General features: G+C 66.8%; 21 protein-coding genes. 11 read left to right on the top strand and 10 right to left on the bottom strand.

Annotated elements, in window-relative coordinates; all coding sequences use genetic code 11:
• The first annotated feature begins 3 nt into the window (after window positions 1-3).
• A complete protein-coding gene (locus FHY09_RS07875) occupies window positions 4-624 on the top strand; it encodes a rhomboid family intramembrane serine protease (protein ID WP_166925885.1) in 621 nt (206 codons plus the stop codon).
• 66 nt (window positions 625-690) lie between these two features.
• On the opposite strand, the gene FHY09_RS07870 is transcribed toward FHY09_RS07875, so the two are convergent.
• Window positions 691-867: a hypothetical protein gene (locus tag FHY09_RS07870; RefSeq protein WP_166925883.1), complete on the bottom strand. Its 177-nt coding sequence runs from the start codon at window positions 865-867 to the stop codon at window positions 691-693.
• A gap of 174 nt (window positions 868-1041) precedes the next feature.
• Between FHY09_RS07870 and FHY09_RS07865 the strand changes: the two genes are divergently transcribed.
• Window positions 1042-1344, top strand: a complete 303-nt coding sequence (locus FHY09_RS07865; RefSeq protein ID WP_166925881.1) for a GNAT family N-acetyltransferase — start codon at window positions 1042-1044, stop codon at window positions 1342-1344.
• A 60-nt stretch (window positions 1345-1404) separates the two neighbouring features.
• Window positions 1405-2256: a DUF3298 and DUF4163 domain-containing protein gene (locus FHY09_RS07860; RefSeq protein ID WP_166925879.1), complete on the top strand. Its 852-nt coding sequence runs from the start codon at window positions 1405-1407 to the stop codon at window positions 2254-2256.
• 505 nt (window positions 2257-2761) lie between these two features.
• On the opposite strand, the gene FHY09_RS07855 is transcribed toward FHY09_RS07860, so the two are convergent.
• Window positions 2762-4930: a M3 family metallopeptidase gene (locus FHY09_RS07855; RefSeq protein WP_166925876.1), complete on the bottom strand. Its 2169-nt coding sequence runs from the start codon at window positions 4928-4930 to the stop codon at window positions 2762-2764.
• Between the two features lie 115 nt (window positions 4931-5045).
• Between FHY09_RS07855 and FHY09_RS07850 the strand changes: the two genes are divergently transcribed.
• On the top strand, window positions 5046-5528 hold the full coding sequence (locus tag FHY09_RS07850; RefSeq protein WP_166925873.1) for a glutathione peroxidase: 483 nt from the start codon (window positions 5046-5048) through the stop codon (window positions 5526-5528).
• A 22-nt stretch (window positions 5529-5550) separates the two neighbouring features.
• Here the strand turns inward: FHY09_RS07850 and FHY09_RS07845 are convergent, their stop codons facing one another.
• On the bottom strand, window positions 5551-6330 hold the full coding sequence (locus FHY09_RS07845; RefSeq protein WP_166925871.1) for a ferredoxin--NADP reductase: 780 nt from the start codon (window positions 6328-6330) through the stop codon (window positions 5551-5553).
• Between the two features lie 90 nt (window positions 6331-6420).
• The gene (locus FHY09_RS07840) at window positions 6421-8277 is read right to left on the bottom strand and encodes an ABC transporter ATP-binding protein (RefSeq protein WP_208407670.1); all 1857 of its coding nucleotides are present in this window, start codon (window positions 8275-8277) and stop codon (window positions 6421-6423) included.
• 111 nt (window positions 8278-8388) lie between these two features.
• Between FHY09_RS07840 and FHY09_RS07835 the strand changes: the two genes are divergently transcribed.
• Entirely contained in the window at window positions 8389-9906 is a 1518-nt protein-coding gene (locus tag FHY09_RS07835) for a fumarate hydratase (RefSeq protein WP_166925869.1), read from the top strand.
• Between the two features lie 67 nt (window positions 9907-9973).
• On the opposite strand, the gene arsC is transcribed toward FHY09_RS07835, so the two are convergent.
• The 3 genes from arsC to FHY09_RS07820 all read right to left on the bottom strand — a co-directional run bounded on the left by arsC (window position 9974) and on the right by FHY09_RS07820 (window position 12048).
• A complete protein-coding gene (gene arsC, locus FHY09_RS07830) occupies window positions 9974-10315 on the bottom strand; it encodes an arsenate reductase (glutaredoxin) (protein WP_166925867.1) in 342 nt (113 codons plus the stop codon).
• Complete coding sequence (locus tag FHY09_RS07825; protein WP_166925865.1) at window positions 10315-11469, bottom strand: phospholipase A; 1155 nt, start codon at window positions 11467-11469, stop codon at window positions 10315-10317. Before FHY09_RS07825 ends, arsC begins: the two co-directional genes overlap by 1 nt.
• Before the next feature lie 93 nt (window positions 11470-11562).
• The gene (locus FHY09_RS07820; protein WP_166925863.1) at window positions 11563-12048 is read right to left on the bottom strand and encodes a DUF456 domain-containing protein; all 486 of its coding nucleotides are present in this window, start codon (window positions 12046-12048) and stop codon (window positions 11563-11565) included.
• Window positions 12049-12281: 233 nt separating this feature from the next.
• On the opposite strand from FHY09_RS07820, the gene FHY09_RS07815 reads away from it, so the two are divergent.
• Window positions 12282-12485, top strand: a complete 204-nt coding sequence (locus tag FHY09_RS07815) for a cold-shock protein (protein WP_166925861.1) — start codon at window positions 12282-12284, stop codon at window positions 12483-12485.
• A gap of 82 nt (window positions 12486-12567) precedes the next feature.
• Here FHY09_RS07815 and FHY09_RS07810 read toward each other — a convergent pair whose 3' ends face one another.
• The gene (locus FHY09_RS07810; protein WP_166925860.1) at window positions 12568-13056 is read right to left on the bottom strand and encodes a glycine zipper 2TM domain-containing protein; all 489 of its coding nucleotides are present in this window, start codon (window positions 13054-13056) and stop codon (window positions 12568-12570) included.
• A gap of 185 nt (window positions 13057-13241) precedes the next feature.
• Between FHY09_RS07810 and FHY09_RS07805 the strand changes: the two genes are divergently transcribed.
• Entirely contained in the window at window positions 13242-14039 is a 798-nt protein-coding gene (locus FHY09_RS07805; RefSeq protein WP_166925857.1) for a tRNA threonylcarbamoyladenosine dehydratase, read from the top strand.
• A gap of 24 nt (window positions 14040-14063) precedes the next feature.
• On the opposite strand, the gene FHY09_RS07800 is transcribed toward FHY09_RS07805, so the two are convergent.
• The gene (locus tag FHY09_RS07800) at window positions 14064-14831 is read right to left on the bottom strand and encodes a TatD family hydrolase (protein WP_166926562.1); all 768 of its coding nucleotides are present in this window, start codon (window positions 14829-14831) and stop codon (window positions 14064-14066) included.
• Complete coding sequence (locus FHY09_RS07795; RefSeq protein ID WP_166925855.1) at window positions 14828-15040, bottom strand: DUF6116 family protein; 213 nt, start codon at window positions 15038-15040, stop codon at window positions 14828-14830. The genes FHY09_RS07800 and FHY09_RS07795 overlap by 4 nt, the downstream gene beginning before the upstream one ends.
• Window positions 15041-15202: 162 nt before the next feature.
• Here FHY09_RS07795 and FHY09_RS07790 point away from each other — a divergent pair, with 162 nt between their 5' ends.
• From FHY09_RS07790 to FHY09_RS07775, 4 genes are all read left to right on the top strand, one after another.
• Window positions 15203-16027, top strand: coding sequence for a glycine zipper 2TM domain-containing protein (locus FHY09_RS07790; protein WP_166925853.1), 825 nt, complete (start codon window positions 15203-15205; stop codon window positions 16025-16027).
• 187 nt (window positions 16028-16214) lie between these two features.
• Window positions 16215-18158, top strand: a complete 1944-nt coding sequence (asnB, locus tag FHY09_RS07785; RefSeq protein ID WP_166925851.1) for an asparagine synthase (glutamine-hydrolyzing) — start codon at window positions 16215-16217, stop codon at window positions 18156-18158.
• Window positions 18159-18239: 81 nt separating this feature from the next.
• Window positions 18240-18800, top strand: coding sequence for an NADPH-dependent FMN reductase (locus FHY09_RS07780; RefSeq protein WP_166925849.1), 561 nt, complete (start codon window positions 18240-18242; stop codon window positions 18798-18800).
• 117 nt (window positions 18801-18917) lie between these two features.
• Entirely contained in the window at window positions 18918-20342 is a 1425-nt protein-coding gene (locus tag FHY09_RS07775; RefSeq protein WP_166925847.1) for a replicative DNA helicase, read from the top strand.
• Window positions 20343-21010: the final 668 nt, after the last annotated feature.

The following is a 21010-nucleotide window of genomic DNA, read 5'->3' as shown; positions in this document are numbered from 1 at the left end:
GACATGACGCCCGTAAACCTGCTGCTGATCGCCGTCACCGCCATCCTTTCCTGGATGGCGTTCAACAACCGCAAGCTGGCCGACCGGCTGATCCTGTGGCCGCCGGCGGTGGACCGCCATCGCCAGTACGACCGGCTGCTGACCTACGGCTTCATCCACGCCGACTGGCCGCACCTGATCTTCAACATGATCACGCTGTTCTTCTTCGGGGGGCATATCGAGCGGGTCATGGTGCAGATCAGCGGCAGCTACCTGACCTATCCGGCGTTCTATCTCGGTGCGCTGCTGGTCTCGATCCTGCCCAGCTACATCAAGAACCAGAAGAACCCGAACTACCTCAGCCTGGGCGCTTCAGGGGCGGTGTCGGCGGTATTGTTCGCCTTCATCCTGCTCAGCCCGTGGACCATGATCCTGGTGTTCTTCATCCCGGCCCCGGCCATCGTCTATGCGGTGTTCTATGTCGGCTACAGCATCTGGATGGACAAGCGCGGCGGGGACCGAATCAACCACAGCGCGCACCTGGCCGGCGCGGCATTCGGCGTGCTGTTCATGCTCGCCATGCAGCCCTCGGTGTTCAGCCATTTCCTGAGAGAACTGTCCAACCCGCGCTTCGGCTTCGGCTGAGGCGGACGGCACGCTGGCGCCGGGTGGACGGATCCGGCGCTTGCAGCCCTCGGGGGGCGGTGCTGCTCAGGCCGTGCGCGGGGCACTGGCGCCATAGGTTTCGAGCAGGCGACTGCTGACTTCCTCGCCGATCTGCTGGAACATGGCGGCGTCGGTCTGGCCTTCTAGCGCCAGCTGTAGCAGGCCTTCCAGCAATGTAATGTCGGCAGCGGCCGGTGCCGGGGTAGGGGTTTCGGTGGTCATGGGGTGTCCAGTCAGCGGCGGAGTCAGGGACGGCCGGGAAGTGGCGGAATCGGCCCTGTCGTCCTTGGTAACGGCCGCGGCGGTCCCGACTTTAGCGCTCGCCAGGCGCCCGGTTTCACGCCACCATGGCGGCGGTCTGCGCACCATCCGGGGTGCCGCAGAGGAGATGCTCCCATGGCTTCGGTCACGCCGCCCGGACTTGCCTACGAGATTGCCCATGATCAGGCGGGCCAGCGCTTCACCGCCCGCGTCCAGGGCCACCTTGCCCTGCTCGACTACCAGCTCAAGCGCCGCCGGATGGTCATTACACATACCGAGGTGCCCGACGCCATTGCCGGGCGGGGTATCGCCGGTGAACTGACGCGGGTGGCACTGCGCTGGGCCCGGGAGCAGCGCTACAAAGTGGTGCCCGCCTGCGCCTATGCCGAAGCGTTCATGGCGCGTCATGCCGAATACCAGGATCTGCTGGCGCCCTGACGCGCTGGCAGTGCTCATGCAGTTAAGGAAATGTTTGTGTTGATTGAACAGGGGAATTGGATGAAACGTACCACCGTGTCCCGCACCGCCGCCCCGTTGCTGGCGATGTCCCTGGGGATCACGTTGCTGGCCGGCTGCGGCCGTCAAGACGCCGCCCCGGCCGCACCCGTGGTTGACGCGCCGGCGCAGCCGACGACCGCGGCACCCGACGCAGCGACGGGCCCGGTCCAGCTCAAGGATGAGATCGAGACGACCCCGCAGGCCGTCATCGGTATCAGCTATGCGCCCGGCCTCGACCGGTACCCGGGATTGGCCCATGCACTGCACGCCTATGCAGCCGCAGCGCGTGCCGAGCTGCAGCAGGCCCTGGATGGCCTGGGCAACGACACGCCGAGCATGCCGTACGAGCTGTCGCTGGCCTTTGAAAAGCAGCTGGAGACGCCGCAGCTGGTGGTGGTCAGTGCAGAGGGCAGCCGCTACACCGGCGGCGCCCATGGTGAGCCGCTGGTGGCGCGCTTCGTCTGGTTGCCTGCGCAGGCGCGCCTGCTGACCGCCGAGGAACTGATTCCCGACGAGGCGGGCTGGAAGGCGGTGGGTCTGTACATCGCCGACCAGTTGCGCGAACGGGTGGCGACCCGGCTCAGCAGTGAGGATCTGGAGCCGGGCGAGCTGCAGGAATCGCTGCGCAACGCCTCGCGGATGATCGCCGAAGGCACCTCCGGCAAGGTGGCCAACTTCAGCCAGTTCGAGCCGCTGACCGATGCGACGGGACGGATCACCTCGCTGCGTTTCGTGTTCCCGCCGTACCAGGTGGGGCCTTACTCGGATGGTACGCAGACGGCCGAGGTGCCGGCTGCCGTGCTGTTGCCGCACGTGGCGCCTGCGTATGCGGGGTTGTTCGCGAACGGGTGAGGGTGGGCGAACGGCTGGGCCCCTCCGTGGTGGGCGCGGTGTGTTGGCGTGGTCGGGCTGGGCCGGGCGGTGGGGCTGGGCGGGGGACGGCAAGAGCCGCTCCTGCGGGCCTCGCTTCGCGCCATCCATGGCGCTCTACGCCCCCACCCAACCCCACCCCCCGGCCTTGTGACAGATCTGCGTCCGCCACGGGGAAATAAAAAAAGCAAAAGCAAAAGCAAGAGCAGGAGCAGGAGCAAGAGCGGAGCCATTCGCCGCTGATGCCTTTGCTTTTGCTTTTGCTTTTGCTTCTGTTTTTTCTTTAATTACGTGGCGGCGCACGCACGGTGTCGGGGGCTGGGCGGGTGGGGCCCGCGGGGGCGTTGAGCGCCATGGATGGCGCGAAACGAGGCCCGCAGGAGCGGCTCTTGCCGTCCCCCGCGGGCCCCACCCGTCCAGCCAGCAAGCCAGCTTCGAACGGCTCTGCCACGAGGGGCTTCGCCGTTCGCCGTTCGCCGCGACCGACTTACTTCGCGCCGGTACCGCTGGTCAGGCCACGCTTTTCCAGCAGCGGCTCGATCTGCGGCTCGTGACCGGCGAAATCACGGAACAGCTGCATCGCATCCACGCTCCCACCCCGCGACAACAGCGTCTTGCGGAAGTGATCGCCGTTCTTGCGGCTCAGGCCACCGTTCTCACGGAACCACTTCTGCGTGTTGGCATCGAGCACTTCGGACCAGATGTAGGCGTAGTAACCGGCCGAGTAGCCGCCCATGATGTGGCTGAAGTACGGCGTCTTGTAGCGCGGCGGAACCGGCGCGTAGAAGATGCCGTCCTTGGCCAGCGCGTCGGCCTCGAACTTCATCACGCCACCGGCGGCCGGCACCTGGTCCGGACCGATCTGGTGCCAGCGCTGGTCGAGCATGGCCGCACCCAGGTATTCGGTGGTGGCAAAGCCCTGGTTGAACTTGGCCGCCGCCACCACCTTGTCCAGCAGCGCCTGCGGCATCGCCGAACCGTTCTGGTAGTGCTTGGCATAGTTCTTCAGGATGGCCGGATCATCCGCCCACATCTCATTGACCTGCGAGGGGAACTCGACGAAGTCGCGCGGCACCGAGGTGCCCGAGAACGAGGGGTACTTCACGTTGGAGAACATGCCGTGCAGGGCGTGACCGAACTCATGGAACGTGGTGGTCACTTCATCCCAGGTCAGCAGCGTCGGCTGGCCGGCCGGCGGCTTGGGAATGTTGAGATGGTTGGCCACCACCGGCTTGTCACCGGTCAGCCCGGACTGCGATACGTAGGCGTTCATCCAGGCGCCACCGCGCTTGGAGGCGCGTGCGTAGGGATCGAAGATGAAGATCGCCAGCTGGCTGCCATCGGCATCGAACACGTCGTAGACAGTGACGTCCTCGTGGTAGACAGGCAGGTCGGTGCGCTGCTTGAAGGTCAGGCCGAACTCCAGGCCGGCGGCATGGAACACGCCGTTCTCCAGCACGTTCTTCATTTCGAAATACGGCTTGAGCTGCGATTCGTCGAAGTTGTACTTGGCCTGTCGCACCTTCTCGCTGTAGTACGCCCAGTCCCACGCTTCCAGCTTGAAGGTCGGCTTGCCGGCGGCCTTCTGCTCCTGGTCGATCATTGCCTGCAGATCGGCCGCCTCGCGCTTGGCGTTGGCCACTGCCGCCGGGGCCAGCTGGCCGAGCATCGCATTGACCGCTTCCGGCGTCTTCGCCGTCTGGTTGGTGAGGTTGTAGGCGGCGAAGTTCGGGAAGCCCAGCAGCGCAGCCTTGTTGGCGCGCAGGGTCATGATCCGCGACACCAGCGCGGTGTTGTCATACTCGCCACCGCGGCTGCCACGGGTCACCGAGGCTTCGTGGATCTTCTGCCGCAGGGCGCGGTTGGCCAGGTTGGTCAGCGGCGGCTGGCCGGTGGTGTTGAGCAGGGTGATCACGTACTTGCCGTCCAGGCCACGAGCCTTGGCGGCTTCGGCGGCGGCCGCGATCTGCTCCTGCGACAGGCCCTCGAGCTGCTTGACGTCGTCCACGGTGATCGCCGAGGCGTTCACTTCGGCCAGCACGTTCTGGCTGAACTTGGTGCCCAGGTTGGCCAGCTCGGCATTCATGTCCTTGAGCTTGGCCTTGTCCGCGTCGGACAGCTTGGCGCCGGCGCGCACGTAATTCTCGTAGTACTTCTCGACCAGGCGCAGGCCTTCAGCGTCCAGGCCCAGCGAGGCGCGGTTGTCGTACAGCGTCTGGATGCGGGCGAACAGCTTGCCGTTGAGCGCGATGGCATCGCTGTGGGCGGCGAACTTGGCCGAGTAGTCTGCCTGCAGCTTCTTGCGGGCGTCGTTGGTGTCGGCGCCGACCAGCGAGAAGAACACGGTGGTGGCGCGGTCAAGCACTTCGCCGCTCTTTTCCAGCGCGACGAGGGTGTTCTCGAAGGTCGGCTTGGCCGGGTTGTTGGCGATCGCTTCCACTTCCTTCAGCTGCTGCGCCATGCCGGCGTCGAAGGCAGGCGCGAAATCGGCGTCCTTGATCTTGTCGAACTGCGGGTAATGCAGCGGTAGCGGGCTTTCGGCGAAGAACGGGTTGGCCTGCTGGGCATTGGCCGTCGGTGTGGTCGCGGTGACGGAATAGGCGGGCGCCGCGAGGCCGAGGGTCATGGCCACGGCAAGGACAAGGCGGGTGGTCAAGGTCGTTACTCCAACTGAAAGGCAAGTACCCGAGCGTAACCCGCACCCGTGTGAAGGGGCTTGTGTCGAAAGGCATGGGCGCGCAGCCTTGACGCCTGCCCCTGTGGACACCGCCATGACGACCGCTTTCGACTTCGATACAACCGCCCTGGACGGCACGCCGCACCCGCTTGGCCAGCATCGTGGCCAGGTGCTGCTGCTGGTCAACGTGGCCAGCCGCTGCGGCTTCACCCCGCAGTACACGGGGCTGGAACGGCTCTGGCAGCAGTACCGCGCGCGCGGGCTGGTGGTGATCGGCTTTCCGTGCAACCAGTTCGGTGCGCAGGAGCCGGGCGATGCCGAGCAGATCCGCCAGTTCTGCTCGCTGGATTATCCCGTGACCTTTCCGCTGTCGGAGAAAGTGGAGGTCAACGGCGCTGGCGCACACCCGCTGTGGCAGTGGCTGAAAACCGAAAAGCGCGGCGTACTGGGCACGCAGGCCATCAAATGGAACTTCACCAAATTCCTGGTCGGCCGCGATGGCGGCGTGCTGCAACGCCACGCACCCACCGCCAGCCCGGAATCACTGGCTGACGAGGTGGAGGCGGCGCTGGGATGAAGCGGCGTCTCGACGTGCCGCGTCACTTCTCCACGAAGGCGCGCTCGAACACGTAGTGCCCCGGCGAGCCGATGCGCGGCGACACCTCGAACCCCTTGGCGTCGAGCACGCTGCGCAGGTCGGCCAGCATCTGCGGGCTGCCGCAGATCATCGCGCGGTCATGCGCCGGATCGAGTTCGGGCAGGCCGAGCGTACGCTGCATCGCGCCGGTTTCCAGCAGCGTGGTCAGCCGGCCCTGGTTGACGAACGGTTCGCGCGTCACCGCCGGGTAGTACAGCAGCTTGTCTCCGATCATCTCGCCCAGGAACTCGTGCTCGCGCAGTTCCTTCTCGAAATGTTCTCGGTACGCAAGGTCCCTTTCGTAGCGCACGCCGTGGGTGACGATCACCTTGTCGAAGCGCTCGTAGGTTTCCGGGTCCTTGACCACCGACAGCCATGGCGCCATGCCGGTGCCGGTGCCCAGCAGGTACAGGTGGCGGCCGGGGTGCAGGTCGCTGATCAGCAGCGTGCCCGTCGGCTTCCTGCCCACCAGCACCTTGTCGCCGGGCTGGATGTGCTGCAGGCGCGAGGTCAGCGGACCGTCCTGCACCTTGATGCTGAAGAACTCCAGGTTCTCTTCCCAGTTCGCGCTGGCGATTGAATACGCACGCAGCAGCGGGCGCGTCTCGGTCTCCAGCCCGATCATCACGAACTGGCCGTTCTCGAAGCGGAAGCCGCTGTCGCGGGTGAGGGTGAAGCTGAAGTAGGCATCGGTCCAGTGGCGGACCTCAAGCACCGTTTCGGCGCCAAAAGCAGCAGACATGGGGGCAGCGCATCCAGGAAATCGTCGTGGACATTCTACCTCGGATGCGACCGATTCTCATCAAGCGGAATGAGAGGCGTTCCGTCGGGTTCAGCGGTAACCTGCCGCCTGCAGCTCGAACAGTTCCGCATACCGGCCGCCCTGCGCCATCAGCTCGGCGTGGCTGCCGCTGGCTTCAATCCCGCCGTCGGCCAGCACCAGGATGCGGTCGGCCATGCGCACCGACGAGAAGCGGTGCGAGATCAACACCGCCGTCCGCTGATCGGACAGGTCGCGGAAGCGCTCGAACACTTCGAACTCGGCGCGCGCGTCAAGCGCGGCGGTGGGCTCGTCGAGGATCATCACCTGCGCCTGGCGCATGTAGGCGCGTGCGATGGCGATCTTCTGCCATTGCCCGCCCGACAGGTCCACGCCCTGTTTGAATCGCCGGCCGATCACCTGTTGATAGCCCAGTGCCAGGCCCTCGATCACCGCTTCGGCGTTGCCGCGCTGCGCGGCCTGCTGGATCCGTGCCTGGTCACCCAGGGCATCGACCTGGCCGACGCCGATGTTCTCGCCGGCGGTGAGGTTGTAGCGCACGAAATCCTGGAAGATCACGCCCAGGTTGGCGCGCAGGTCGTCCAGGTCGTAGTCGCGCAGGTCCTGCCCATCAAGCAGGATGCGCCCTTCGTCGGGGTCGTACAGCCGGGCCAGCAGCTTCACCAGGGTGGTCTTGCCGGCCCCGTTCTCGCCCACCAGCGCCAGCACTTCACCGGCGCGAAGGTGGAAGTCGAGATGGCGCACGGCCCATTTCTCCGCATCGGGGTAGCGGAAACCCACATCTTCGAACACGAACCCCTGGCTGATCGGGCGTGGGATGGGCAGCGCATTCTCGCGGGAATGGATTTCCGGCTCGATGCGGAAGAATCCGTAGAGATCGTCCAGGTACAGGGCCTGGCTGGCGACCTGGGAAAAGCCGGTCAGCAGGCCTTCCAGCAGCTGGCGCAGGCGCAGGAAACTGCCGGCCAGGAACGTCAGGTCGCCGATGCTGAAATCGCCGCGCACGGTGCGCCACGCGATATAGGCGTAGGCGGCGTAGTAACCGAGCGTGCCCAGTGCGGCCAGCAGGGTGCCCCACAGCGCACGGCGCCGGGCCAGCCGGCGGTTGGCCAGGAAGAAGCGCTCTGCCAGCAGGCGGTAGCGTTCGATCAGGAACCGGTGCAGGTTGAAGATCTTGACTTCCTTGGCCGTCTCCACGCTTGCGCCGACCTGGCGCAGGTAATCGAGCTGCCGGCGTTCGGGCGTCCACTGGAAGTTGAGGCTGTAACCGGCCGCGTTGAAATGCGACTCACCGATGAACGCCGGCACCAGCGCCAGCGCCAGCAGCACGATGAGCCACGGCGCATACACCACCAGGCCCACCGCCAGGCTGATCACCGTGATGCCGTCCTGCACCTGTCCGAACAACAGGCTCATCAGGTTCATGCGGCCCATGGTCTGGCGTCGCGCGCGGTCCAGCTTGTCCTGCAGTTCGGGGTCTTCGAAATCTTCCAGATCCAGCGACGCGGCATGCTCCATCAGCTGCACGCTGATCGCGTTGGTGAACAGTTCCGAGAGCAGTGAATCGGCGTAGCTGACCAGCCGGCCGAGCAGGTCGGAGCCGATGGCCAGCGCGAACTCCAGCGCCAGCAGGCCGAGCAGGGGATTGAGCAGGCCGCTTGCCAGTGCCTGGCCGAACGGCGGAAAGCCCGCCTCGTGCTGGCTCAGCAGCACCGCCGCGTCGATGATCAGCTTGCCCACATAAAGCATGGCCACCGGCAGCAGGGCCCGCACCAGCCGCAGCCCGAGGCTGACCAGGGTCAGCGCCGGACTGGTCTGCCAGACCTGGCGCAGGAAGGGAGGCAGGTTGCGCATGGCGCTCATGCGCTGGCGCAGGTTCGGGCGCGCGGCGGCAGCGGGTTCGTTCATCGCGCCAGTGTGCGCCGGTCCGCGTGAGAACGGCGCCGAGCCCACAGGCAGGGCCGCGCCGCGGAGGGTAAAATGGGCGGATTACCCCCGCCAGCCTCCCGCGAGCAAGCCGTGACATCGATCAAGCAGGAAGACCTCATCCAGTCCATCGCCGACGCGCTGCAGTACATCTCGTACTACCACCCGGTCGATTACATCAAGAGCCTGTCCGCCGCCTACGAGCGCGAGGAATCGCCGGCTGCGAAGGAAGCGATGGCCCAGATCCTGATCAACTCGCGCATGTGCGCCGAAGGCCACAGGCCGATCTGCCAGGACACCGGTATCGTCACCGTGTTCCTGGAAATCGGCATGAACGTACGCTGGGACGATGCCACCATGGGCGTGGAGGACATGGCCAACGAAGGCGTGCGCCGTGCGTACAACCACCCCGACAACAGGCTGCGCGCCTCGGTGCTGGCCGATCCGGCAGGCAAGCGCATCAATACGAAGGACAACACCCCCGGCGTGGTCAACGTCAAGGTGGTGCCGGGCGATACGGTGGAGGTCATCGTGGCGGCCAAGGGCGGCGGTTCGGAAGCCAAGAGCAAGTTCGCCATGCTCAACCCCTCCGACTCGATCGTGGACTGGGTGCTCAAGACCGTGCCCACCATGGGCGCCGGCTGGTGCCCGCCGGGCATGCTCGGAATCGGCATCGGTGGCACTGCCGAGAAGGCAATGCTGCTGGCCAAGGAATCGCTGATGGAGCCGATCGACATCAACGAGCTCAAGGCCCGTGGCGCGTCCAACCGTGCCGAGGAACTGCGCCTGGAGCTGTTCGACAAGGTCAATGCGCTGGGCATCGGAGCGCAGGGCCTGGGTGGCCTGACCACCGTGCTGGACATCAAGGTCAAGGATTTCCCGACCCATGCCGCCAACCTGCCGGTGGCGATGATCCCGAACTGCGCGGCCACGCGCCACGCACACTTCACGCTGGATGGCAGTGGCCCGGTGATGCTCGATCCGCCGTCGCTGGAAGACTGGCCGGAGATCACCTACGACGCCTCCAAGGGCACGCGGGTGGACCTGGATACCGTCACCCCGGAGGACGTGGCCAGCTGGAAGCCGGGCCAGACCCTGCTGCTCAACGGCAAGCTGCTGACCGGACGCGACGCCGCGCACAAGCGCATCGTGGAAATGCTGGACAAGGGCGAACCGCTGCCGGTGGATCTCAAGGGCCGCTTCATCTATTACGTGGGTCCGGTCGATCCGGTGCGCGGGGAAGTGGTGGGTCCGGCCGGTCCGACCACGGCCACCCGCATGGACAAATTCACCCGCCAGGTCCTGGAGCAGACGGGCCTGCTGGGCATGGTCGGCAAGGCAGAGCGCGGCCCGGCGGCGATCGACGCGATCCGTGACAACAAGTCGGCGTACCTGATGGCCGTCGGCGGTTCGGCCTACCTGGTGTCCAAGGCCATCAAGGCTTCGCGCGTGGTCGGCTTTGCCGATCTGGGCATGGAGGCCATCTATGAGTTCACCGTGCAGGACATGCCGGTGACCGTGGCGGTGGATTCCACTGGTGAATCCGTGCACCAGACCGGCCCGCGCGAATGGCAGGCCCGCATCGGCAAGATCCCGGTCGTGGTGGCCTGAGGCAGCGGCGCGGAACGGGTGGCGCTGCCTCCAGCGTCACCCATCCAGTGAGTGCGGCATCGGGCCGTTACAGAAGGTCCAGCACGCGGGTCGGCGGGCGGCACAGCCGCGTGCCCTTGGGCGTGATCACCACCGGCCGGTTGATCAACTGCGGGTGGGCGACCATGGCCGCCACCCGCGCATCGTCCGACGCCTGGGCCAGGCCGAGTTCCTCGAACACGGCCTCTTTGCTGCGGATCAGGTCCATGGGCGACATCGCGGCGTCGGCCAGCACCTTGCGCAGCTTCGCGGCGGTGGGTGGATGGGCCGCGTAATCCACGATGGTCGGCTCGATGCCGGCATCGCGGATCAGCTGCAGCGCGCCACGCGAATTGCTGCACGCGGCGTTGTGCCAGATCGTCACCGCCATCAGAACCATTCCAGCAGCGAGACACCCACGCCGATGTAGGTGGCCTTGTGGTTGTAATCGATCAGGCTCTCGCCGTACCCATCGAACACCTGCACGTGGCCGCGCAGCAGGTTGCTGATCGGGAAGCCATAGTCAAGCTGCAGCGCGCCGTGGGCGCGGTCACCGCCGCGCAGCGAATGCCGGGCCATCAGGGCGACTTCGTGGCCCTTGTGGTTCCACACCAGAGTGGCATCGCCGCGACCCATGTAGTCTTCGATATCCGGGTTGTTGTCCTCGCTGCGCGATTCCGGAATCCGGTACCACGGGCGCAGGGTGAGTGCCCAGTTCTCACGGTCCAGGCCGATATTGAGGATGACGCGGTTCCAGCTGCGCGAAAGCGGGTCGGCACGTCCGTTTGACTGGTGGTTCACGCCGATGGCGGTCATGCGCCCACGCCAGCCGCCGATGGAATAGCCGTTGCGGAAAACCGCCATCACTTCGGGTTCGTAGTTCGTCTCACGGAACGGGCGCGAATTTTCGGAGTTGTAGGCCTGCCAGCGCGAGCTCTGCGTGTAACCGGCCCAGATGTCGCCATTGTTGCCGAACAGATTTTCCACCACCTTGGTCTTGAAGCTCAGCTGGAACTTCAGCTCGTTGCTGTCCAGCAGCTGTGGCGTGGCGACGGTGTTGTTGGGGTTGGGCGACTGCGGGGTCTGGTTCTTGTCGCTGGTCCAGAACGCCGGCAGCAGGTACACCGGCTTGTAGGCGCGCAGCTGGAACGGCCCCAGCTTGGAGTCCTCGGCCAGCTCCCAGCGGCTGTCCAGCAGGGAGCCGCGACCGGCATTGGCGACCACGTCGTCCTGCGCGGCAGCGCGGAACATGCCGGTCACCCGTTCGCGCACCCGCTCCTCGCCCGCGCTGACCCGGGAGGCCTGGCGCTCTTCACGACGCGCCTGGCTGGCCGCTGCCGCCGCGGCATCTGCCTGCGCGGTGGAATCCGGCGAACGCCCGAACTGCTGGTCGTAGCAGGCAAGGCGCTGCGCATCGATGGTGATGGCGGCGCAGGCGGTCGGGGAGGCCGCACCGGTAGCGACGATTTCCTGGGCGGCCGCGGGACTGCCGGCCAGCAGCAGGGCCAGCGCCAGCGGCGTCGGGCGGGGGAGGGGAGGCGTCATTTCGCAGCTCGGGTGGGATGATTGCGCGCAAGGGTAGCGCGGACCACGTGAGCGTGGGAGAGGGGCGCAGCGCCCGCCACCGTGCGCTGCCGGTCAGACGTACCAGGCGAAAGCGAACAGCCCGAGCATGGCGACCACCAGCGCCAGCTTCAACGCGACGCCGAGCAGGATGCCCAGCCAGGTGGCCAGACCCACGCGCGTGGAGCGCCCCAGCTGGCGGGTGTGCCAGTACTCGCCGGCCAGCGCCCCCAGCAGCGGACCGGCGAGCAGGCCGATGGGCATGAACAGCAGACCGGCGAAGCTGCCGATGAAGGTGCCCCACAACGCCTTGCGGCTGGCCCCCACCCGTTGCGCGCCGAACACCGTGGCCAGGATGTCGACCACGAACGACAGCACGGTCAGCACTGCCAGCGCGGTCAGGGTGGGCCAACCAACATTGGCGAAACCGTCAGCCCAGGCCACCAGCAGGAGCCCCAGGAACACCAGTGGCACGCCGGGTAGTGCAGGCAGCACGATGCCGGCCACGCCGATCACGATGCTGACGACGGCGAGCAGGTACAAAATGAATGAATGGTCCATGCGGATCCGTACGTTTCAGGGAATGGGGTTGACAGGCAGCATATTTTATTCGTTGATTTTTGCATCCACGCGGGGTAACTTGAACCCGCTGAGCTTGGCAAGGTCACCGTGGACCGTGGCCTGGTGCAGCCGGTCTCCCTGACCGGATGCATCGTTGCACCCCGCCTCCTCCTTGCTTGTCAGCCACCTGTACGGGTGTACCCAGCAATCCAGACAGTCAGGGAGTAGGACCGATGTCAGAACGTGGAACAGTGAAGTGGTTCAACGATGCCAAGGGCTTTGGCTTCATCAGCCGTGAGAGCGGCGAGGACGTGTTCGTGCACTTCCGTGCGATCGAGTCGACCGGCTTCAAGTCGTTGAAGGAAGGCCAGGCCGTTGAGTTCGACGTGGTCAACGGTCAGAAGGGCCTGCAGGCGGACAAGGTCAAGCCGCTCTGAGCGGACGCCGGTTTCCGTCCTGATCGAAAAAGGGCCCGCGCGAGCGGGCCCTTTTCCGTATCGCCGTGGCGTATGTGGCCGATCAGCGCAACACCACGCGGCCGTTGACCACGCGCACGTAGGTGTTCTCGCGGATTCCACCCAGGTCACGCTGGTTGACCACGATGGTGCGGCCATCGTCCATCCGCACCGAGATGTCATAGGTCTCGCTGGTCACGTTCTTCTGGATCTGGTTGCCGGCAAGCGCACCGCCCACCGCGCCTGCCGCGGCGGCGATGTTCTTGTTGCCACGGCTGCCGCCGGTGTGGTCGGAGATTTCGTGGCCAGCGACCGCACCGACGATGCCGCCGAGCACGGCACCGGTGGCGGTCGGGGCGGTACGCCCGGAGGCCACGGTATTGATGCGGGTGACGATGCCACAGTCGGCGCAGCGGTTGGTGTTGTAGCTGCCGCCGTTGTTGTAGCCGCCATTGTTGCTGTACCCGCCGCCACCGCCATAGCCCGGCGAGGTGGCGCAGCCGGCCAGGGCAAGGGTAGCGATGGCGCTGGCAGCGATGAGTTGGATCTTCATGGACATTCTCCGGGCCGAGGGCTGCAGGGGCGCAACCGGGTTGGTGGCTGAATCCTCACTGCTGATGCGTGAACGGAGCGCCAATCGCGTCGGTGTTTCGTGGCTGCCACCTGAATGCGTCCGCTTGCGCCGCGTTGCACCGGGCCGACTGCGTGGCAGACGCGTCCAGACGCTAAAATGGGCCGATGAACGAACAGGTCAAAGAACGATTTGCCGGCATCGAGCGTCTGTACGGTGTGGGTGCATTGCAGCGGCTTACGCACAGCCGCGTCGCGGTGGTGGGCATGGGCGGCGTGGGGTCGTGGGTGGCCGAGGCGCTCGCGCGCTCGGCGGTCGGCCACCTCACGCTGATCGATGCCGATGACATCTGCGTCTCCAATACCAACCGGCAACTGCCAGCGCTGGAAGGCAACTACGGCCGCAACAAGGCCGTGGCGATGGCCGAACGCTGCCGGGCCATCAACCCCGGCATGAGCGTCGACGCGGTGGAAGCGTTCCTGACGCCATCGAACATGGAGGTGCTGCTGGGCCACCCGTTCGATCTGGTCATCGATGCCTGCGACAGTTTCCGGGTGAAAGTGGAGACCATCGCATGGTGCCGTCGCCGCAAGCTGCCTTTGCTCACCGTCGGTGCCGCGGGCGGGCGCACCGACCCCACCCTGGTACGCATCCGTGATGTGTCGCGTACCGAGCACGATGCCATGCTGGCGCTGATCCGCAAGAAGCTGCGCAGCGAATTCAATTTCCCTAAGAATGCCAAGCGCTACTTCGGCGTGCCGGCGGTGTATTCGCTGGAAAATGTGAAGTATCCGCAGGCCGACGGCAGCGTCTGCGGCACGCGTCCCCAGCTGGGCGCGGACGCGGCGTTGAAGCTGGACTGCGGGGCAGGGCTGGGCGCGGCGACGCACATCACGGGCGCGTTTGCATTCGCCGCCGTTGGCAAGGCACTGGACATGCTGCTGCACCCGAAATCCGGCGCGTAGAGCCGGGCGACGAGCGGCCGCGCGTTATCGCCACCCAAACAGCCGCTGCGCGTTCTCCGAGGTAGCATGCACCAGCGCGTCCACCTCCATGCCGCGCAGGCGTGCGATGTGCGCGGCGATCACCGGCAGCCGTGCCGGTTCGTTGCGCTGCCCCCGGATACCCGCGTCGGGCTGGTCGGGCGCATCGGTTTCCAGCAACAGCTGCTCCAGCGGCATGTCACGCGCGATGCGGTGCAGGCGCTGGGCGCGGTCATAGGTCACCGGCCCGCCGAGGCCGAGCATGAAACCGTGCCGGTGCAGCATGGCGGCCTGCTCCGGGCTGCCGGAGAAGCTGTGCACCACCCCGGTCAGTCCTCCCACGCGCCGGATCGAGGCGATGACTGCGTCCACCGCGCGGCGGGCGTGGACGATCAAGGGCAGCTGGAAGGTGCGGGCCAACCGCAGCTGCCCGTCGAAGAACCGCTGCTGGCGCTCGCGGTCCAGGCCGTCGAGGAAATAGTCCAGCCCGCATTCTCCGATGGCGAGCGGCTTCTCGCGCTCGATCCACGCGGCCAGTGTCTCCAGGTCGGCCTCGCGGTGGGCGTCCAGGAAGACCGGATGCAGGCCATAGGCCGGAAACAGCCCCGGCGCCTGCCCGCACACTTCGCGCAGCTTCGGCCAGCTGGCGGCCGTGACCGCCGGGACGAGCTGCCGGGTCACGCCGGCACGCTGCGCGCGGAGGATGACCTCGCTGCGGTCCGCGTCGAACTCTCCCGCATCCAGGTGGCAGTGGCTGTCGACCAGCATGCTCAGCGCCGCTGCACGGAAACGGGGGGCGGCGAGCGCCGTTTCCAGTTCGCCAGCAGCAGCGTGCCCAGACCGAACAGCAGCTCGTCGATGAAGGGGATCGGATCAGGAACCAGCAGGGTGACGAGGAACAGACCCGCGGTGATCTTGAACAAGGTGGGGTAGCGCAGGCGGCGCGCCCAGGCGAGGGCGGGCGCCATAAGCGGATTGATCATGGGACACCTTTCGGGGGGGATGCGCGGAAACGCTATCACGCGCGGTGTGTGGGCGTTACCTGAATGGGGGTCGGGGGTGACCGCTTTCCGTGGCGTTTCTGTTCAGGCACCGCGTGCTGCAATCCACTGCGTCAAATGCGGGCGGTCCGCAGGGAGCACGTCATGAAATCCACTACTACCACCATTCTTGTCGGGGCCGGCGCGCTTCTGGTTGGTGGCATCGCCACGGCCGCCTTCATGAAAAGCGGCGATACCGCGCCCGATCGCCTTACGGGATCGGGTACCGCGATTGGCGCCACGCTGGATGACGGCGCGCGCAGCGACGCGCTCGATCCGGGGGCGGCGCGCGGGCTGGAATACGCTGATGTGATGAAGATCGACCCCATCACGCAGAAGGAAAAGGCGTACGCCACCGTGGTCGGCTCTGAAGCTGTGCGCGAGACGGCGACCACGCGCACGCCGCATGAGGTCTGTCAGGACGTGGTGGTGCAGGAGCGCCTGCCCGAGCGCGATGGCAACGTGGGTGGCACGGTGGCTGGCGCGGTGATCGGCGGCTTGCTCGGCAACCAGGTCGGGGGCGGCAACGGGCGCAAGGTCGCCACGGCCGCCGGTGCCGTGGCCGGTGGGGTGATCGGCAACACCGTGGACAAGCGGCATGTGGGCGGCCGGGTGGTCAACCGTACCGAGCGCCAGTGCCATACCGAGACCAGCACCGCTGAGTCCAGCCGCGTGGTCGGTTACAACGTCACCTACCGCAACGAAGATGGCACCACGGGCACCATGCGCATGGACAGCAAGCCGGGCAACCGCATCGCCATGGGCAACCAGGACGTGGTCAAGGGGTACAACGTGACGTACCGCTACGACGGCGTTGAAAAGACGATCCGCATGGATGACAAGCCGGCCAGCGATCGTCTGCCGGTCGTCGACGGCCAGCTCGTGACCCAGACCGCGGCGGCGGCCGACGTGGCCGCCAGCCGCCAGTAAGCGGTACGCCGCGCGCCTGCCGCATGCGGTCCACGTGTGGGGCGCTGGCATGGACAACGCAGGGCCGACGTGACGTCGGCCCTTTTTCATGGGCAACGGCGGGCCGCACGAATGCAGCAATCCACGCGCGACCTTGCGACAATGCCCCGATGAACGCCGTGGTCGTCCCGGCGCAGGAACCCGATGCATGTGTGGATTGGCTGGAATCATGGTGCCGGCGCCGAGCGTGGACGCCGAGTCCCTGCATGCGCAGGCACGCGCGATGGGTGATGCGTTGCGGCACCGGGGACCGGACGACGCGGGGGTCTGGGTGGATGCCGCGGCGGGCATCGCGCTGGCGCACCGACGGCTGAGCATCCTGGATCTCTCGCCGCTGGGCCACCAGCCGATGGCCTCTTCCGACGGTCGCTACGTACTGGCCTACAACGGTGAGATCTACAACTTCGCCGCCCTGCGCACCGAGCTGGAGCCCTGGGGCCACGTATTCCGCGGGCATTCGGATACCGAGATCCTGCTGGCGGCGGTGCTCGAATGGGGGCTGGAAGAGACGCTGCAGCGATGCAACGGCATGTTCGCCATCGCGCTGTGGGACCGGCAGGAGCAATGCCTGTGGCTGGCCCGTGACCGGGTGGGCAAAAAGCCGCTGTACTACGGCTGGGCCGGCGAAACCCTGGTCTTCGGCTCCGAACTGAAGGCGCTCTGGCAGCATCCTGCGTTCGACAACGATATCGACCGCGATGCGCTGACGCTGCTGCTGCGGCTGGATTACATCCCCGCGCCGCACAGCATCCACCACCACTGTTACAAGATGATGCCCGGGCGCCTGCTGCGTCTGGATGCGGCCACCGTGCAGGCAGGCGCTGCGGCGCACCGTCCCGACCAGGCACAGCGGCCGTGGTGGGACGCCCGCGCACGCATGCAGGCCGCCTTGGCAACACCCTTCGAGGGCGGCATCGAGCAGGCCGAGGAACAGCTCGACGCCCTGCTGCGCGATGCGGTCGGGCTGCGCATGGTGGCCGACGTGCCGGTCGGCGTGTTTCTCTCCGGCGGCACGGATTCCTCGCTGGTGGCCGCGCTCATGCAGGCGCAGAGCGCGCAGCCCGTGCACAGCTTCAGCATCGGGTTCCGCGATTCGCACCACGACGAAGCCCCGTTGGCCAGGGAGCTGGCCCTGCACCTGGGCTGCGACCACACCGAGCTGTACGTGAGTGGGGCCGACGCATTGGCGGTGGTACCGCAGTTGCCGGCGATGTTCGATGAGCCGTTTGCAGACGCCTCCCAGGTGCCCACCGCCCTGGTGGCCCGGCTCGCGCGGCAGGGGGTCACCGTGGCACTGTCCGGCGATGGCGGCGATGAGCTGTTCATGGGCTACACCCGCTACGTGCGCGCGCTGCGCAACTGGCAGATGCTGGGCCGCGTGCCCGCGCCGCTGCGCACCTTCATGGCGGCGCGGGCGACCGGCCGCGGCGAGGCGTCACGCACCGGTGGCCTGGCTGCGCTGCTGGCTGAAGCCGGGGCACGCGGCATCGGTGATGTCTACCGCAACCGCATCTCACGCTGGCGCGACCCGGCGTCGGCGGTGCCGGGGGCGCAGCTGGCCGGCAGTTTCTACGACCTCGCCGAGCCGCTGCATGGGGCGGGTACGCCTGCCGACGCCATGATGCTGGCCGATTTCGTGACCTATCTGCCGGACGACCTGCTGTGCAAGGTCGACCGCACCTCGATGGCCGTCGGCCTGGAGGCCCGTGCCCCCCTGCTGGACAGCCGGGTGGCCGAGTTCGCCTGGTCGCTGCCGCTGGCCTTCAAGCGCAGCGATGAAACCAGCAAGGTGCTGCTCAAGCGCGTGCTCGGGCGCTACGTGCCGCAGGCCATGGTGCACCGTCCGAAGCGGGGTTTCGGCGCTCCGGTCAGCGACTGGTTGAAGGGTGACCTGCGGCCGTGGGCCGATGACCTCCTGCAGCCGGCGCGCCTGGAGCGCGAGGGGGTGCTGGCCGCCTCCGCGATCCAGCCCTTGTGGCAGCAGTTCCTCGGCGGCCAGCGCAAGTGGCACACCCATCTCTGGAACGTGTTGATGTTCCAGGCCTGGCAGGCGCACTGGCGGCAGGTGCGCGCAGCGGTACGGCCTGTCTGACGTACCGGCGCCGTTGCGGTCTTCACTGCTGCGCAAGGCGATGTTCCCTAGGCTGGCGTTTTCCCCTGAAGGAGATGCCGCATGGCCGAACATACGATTGCTGTCCTGGTGGGCAGCCTGCGCCGGGAATCGATCAATCTGCGCCTGGCCAAGGCCCTGGAGCGGCTCGCCAAGGGCAGGGCGCGCTTCGATTACGTGGAGATCGGCGATCTGCCGTTGTACAACCAGGATTTCGACGGTGATTACCCGGCCGAAGGCAACCGCCTGAAGCAGCAGGTACGCGCGGCCGACGCGGTGCTGTTCGTCACCCCCGAATACAACCGCTCGGTACCGGGCGTGCTGAAGAATGCCATCGACATCGGTTCACGGCCTTACGGCGACAGCGCGTTCGCCGGCAAGCCGGCGGCGGTGATCGGCGCGTCGATCGGAGCAATCGGCACCGCGACCGCCCAGCAGCACCTGCGGCCGATCCTGGCGTACCTGGACATGCATGTGCTGAACCAGCCGGAGGCCTTCATCCATTTCAAGGAGGGCCTCATCGGGCCGGACGGGGTGATCGACAACGAGGGCACGCGCACCTTCCTGCAGGGCTACGTGGACAGCTTCCTGGCACTGATCGAACGGCTTGGCACCCCGGCCTGACGCATCCCTGACGCGGCCCTGCGGCAAGGTCCCGGGGACGGTGACGCATCTGCGATAATGACGGCACGGTCGCACGCCAGCGGCCGCTGCCTACTGCCCCAGGGGAACCTCCGCTCCATGTCCGCTCGTTCCGGCTTCCGTTCCGACCGCAAGGAGCGCTCAGACCGCTTTGATCGCGATGATGCGCGCATTGACCAGCTGCGCGTGCCACCGCACTCGGTGGAAGCCGAGCAGGCGGTGCTGGGCGGCCTGATGCTGGCACCCGATGCCTTCGACCGCGTCAACGACCAGCTGACCGAAGGTGATTTCTACCGTCGCGACCATCAGATGATCTACCGCGCGATCCGCGAGCTGTCCGAGCGTGATCGGCCGTTCGATGCGGTGACGCTGGGTGAGTGGTTCGAATCGCAGGGCAAGCTCGATCTGGTCGGCGATGGCGCCTATCTGATCGAACTGGCCAGCACCACGCCGTCGGCGGCCAACATCGTGGCGTACGCGGAAATCGTGCGCGACAAGGCGGTGCTGCGGCAGCTGATCCAGGTGGGCACGGACATCGTCAACGACGGTTTCCAGCCCGAGGGGCGCGACAGCAGCGAGTTGTTGTCGGCTGCGGAAAAGAGCGTGTTCGCCATCGCCGAGCAGGGCGCGCGCGGCCGGACAGACTTCGTGGCCATGCCGGGCGCGCTGAAGGATGCGTTCGAAGAGCTGCGCAACCGGTTCGAGAATGGAGGCAACATCACCGGCCTGCCGACCGGTTACGCTGATTTCGATGCCATGACCGCCGGCCTGCAGCCGACTGACCTGATCATCCTGGCGGCCCGCCCGGCGATGGGAAAGACCACGTTCGCGCTGAACATCGCCGAGTATGCGGCGATCAAGTCCAAGAAGGGCGTGGCGGTGTTCTCGATGGAAATGTCGGCCTCGCAGCTGGCGATGCGCTTGATTTCCTCCAATGGCCGCATCAATGCGCAGCGCCTGCGGACCGGCCAGCTGGAGGATGAGGACTGGAGCCGCGTCACCGGTGCGATCAAGATGCTGAAGGAGACCAAGATCTTCATCGACGATACGCCGGGCGTGTCGCCGGAGATCCTGCGTTCCAAATGCCGCCGGCTCAAGCGCGAGCATGATCTGGGCCTGATCGTGATCGATTACCTGCAGCTGATGTCGGTGCCGGGCAACAGCGAGAACCGTGCGACCGAGATTTCGGAGATTTCGCGCTCGCTCAAAGGGCTGGCGAAGGAACTCAACGTGCCGGTGATCGCGCTGTCGCAGTTGAACCGGTCGCTGGAAACGCGGCCGGACAAGCGTCCGGTGATGGCCGATCTGCGCGAATCCGGCGCTATCGAGCAGGATGCGGACATGATCGTCTTCATTTACCGCGATGATTATTACAACAAGGAAAATTCGCCGGACAAGGGGCTGGCGGAGATCATCATCGGCAAGCACCGAGGCGGTCCGACGGGGTCGTGCAAGCTGAAGTTCTTCGGTGAGTACACGCGGTTCGACAATCTGGCGCACGATTCGATCGGGTCGTTCGAGTAACGGGCGAACGGCGGGGCCCCTCGCGGCTGGGCTGTGTGATGTGTGGGGGTGGGGTCGGGCGGGTAGAACGTGCGGGGGACGGCAAGGGCTGCGTCCTGCGTGCCTCGCGTCGCGCCCTCCATGGCGCGACACGCCCCCGCACGTCCCACCCGCCCGACCCTCGGACACGCTGCGGGCGCGGTTAGCCGCGTTGAAGAGAATCAAAAGCAGAAGCAAAAGCGGATCGCGGCTTCGCCGCTCGGTGGGGCTGGGTGGCCGGCGAACGGCGGGGCCCCTCGCGGCTGGGCTGTGTGATGTGTGGGGGGTGGGGCCGGGCGGGTGGAACGTGCGGGGGACGGCAAGGGCTGCGTCCTGCGTGCCTCGCGTCGCGCCATCCATGGCGCGACACGCCCCCGCACGTCCCACCCGCCCGGCCCTCGGACACGCTGCGGGCGCGGTTAGCCGCGTTGAAGAGAATCCAAAGCAGAAGCAAAAGCGGATCGCGGCTTCGCCGCTCGGTGAGGCTGGGTGGCCGGCGAACGGCGGGCCCCTCGCGGCTGGGCTGTGTGATGTGTGCTGGGGTGGGGCCGGGGGGGGGGGGGGGGGGGGGGGGGGGGCGGGGGGGGGGGGGGGGGGGGGGGCGGGGGGGCGGGGGGGGGGGGGGCCCCCCCCCCCCCCGCCCCGGCCGC

Source organism: Xanthomonas sp. 60 (assembly GCF_011761925.1).
Note: the sequence above shows the minus strand (reverse complement) of the source record. Positions and strands in the feature narration are given on the sequence as shown.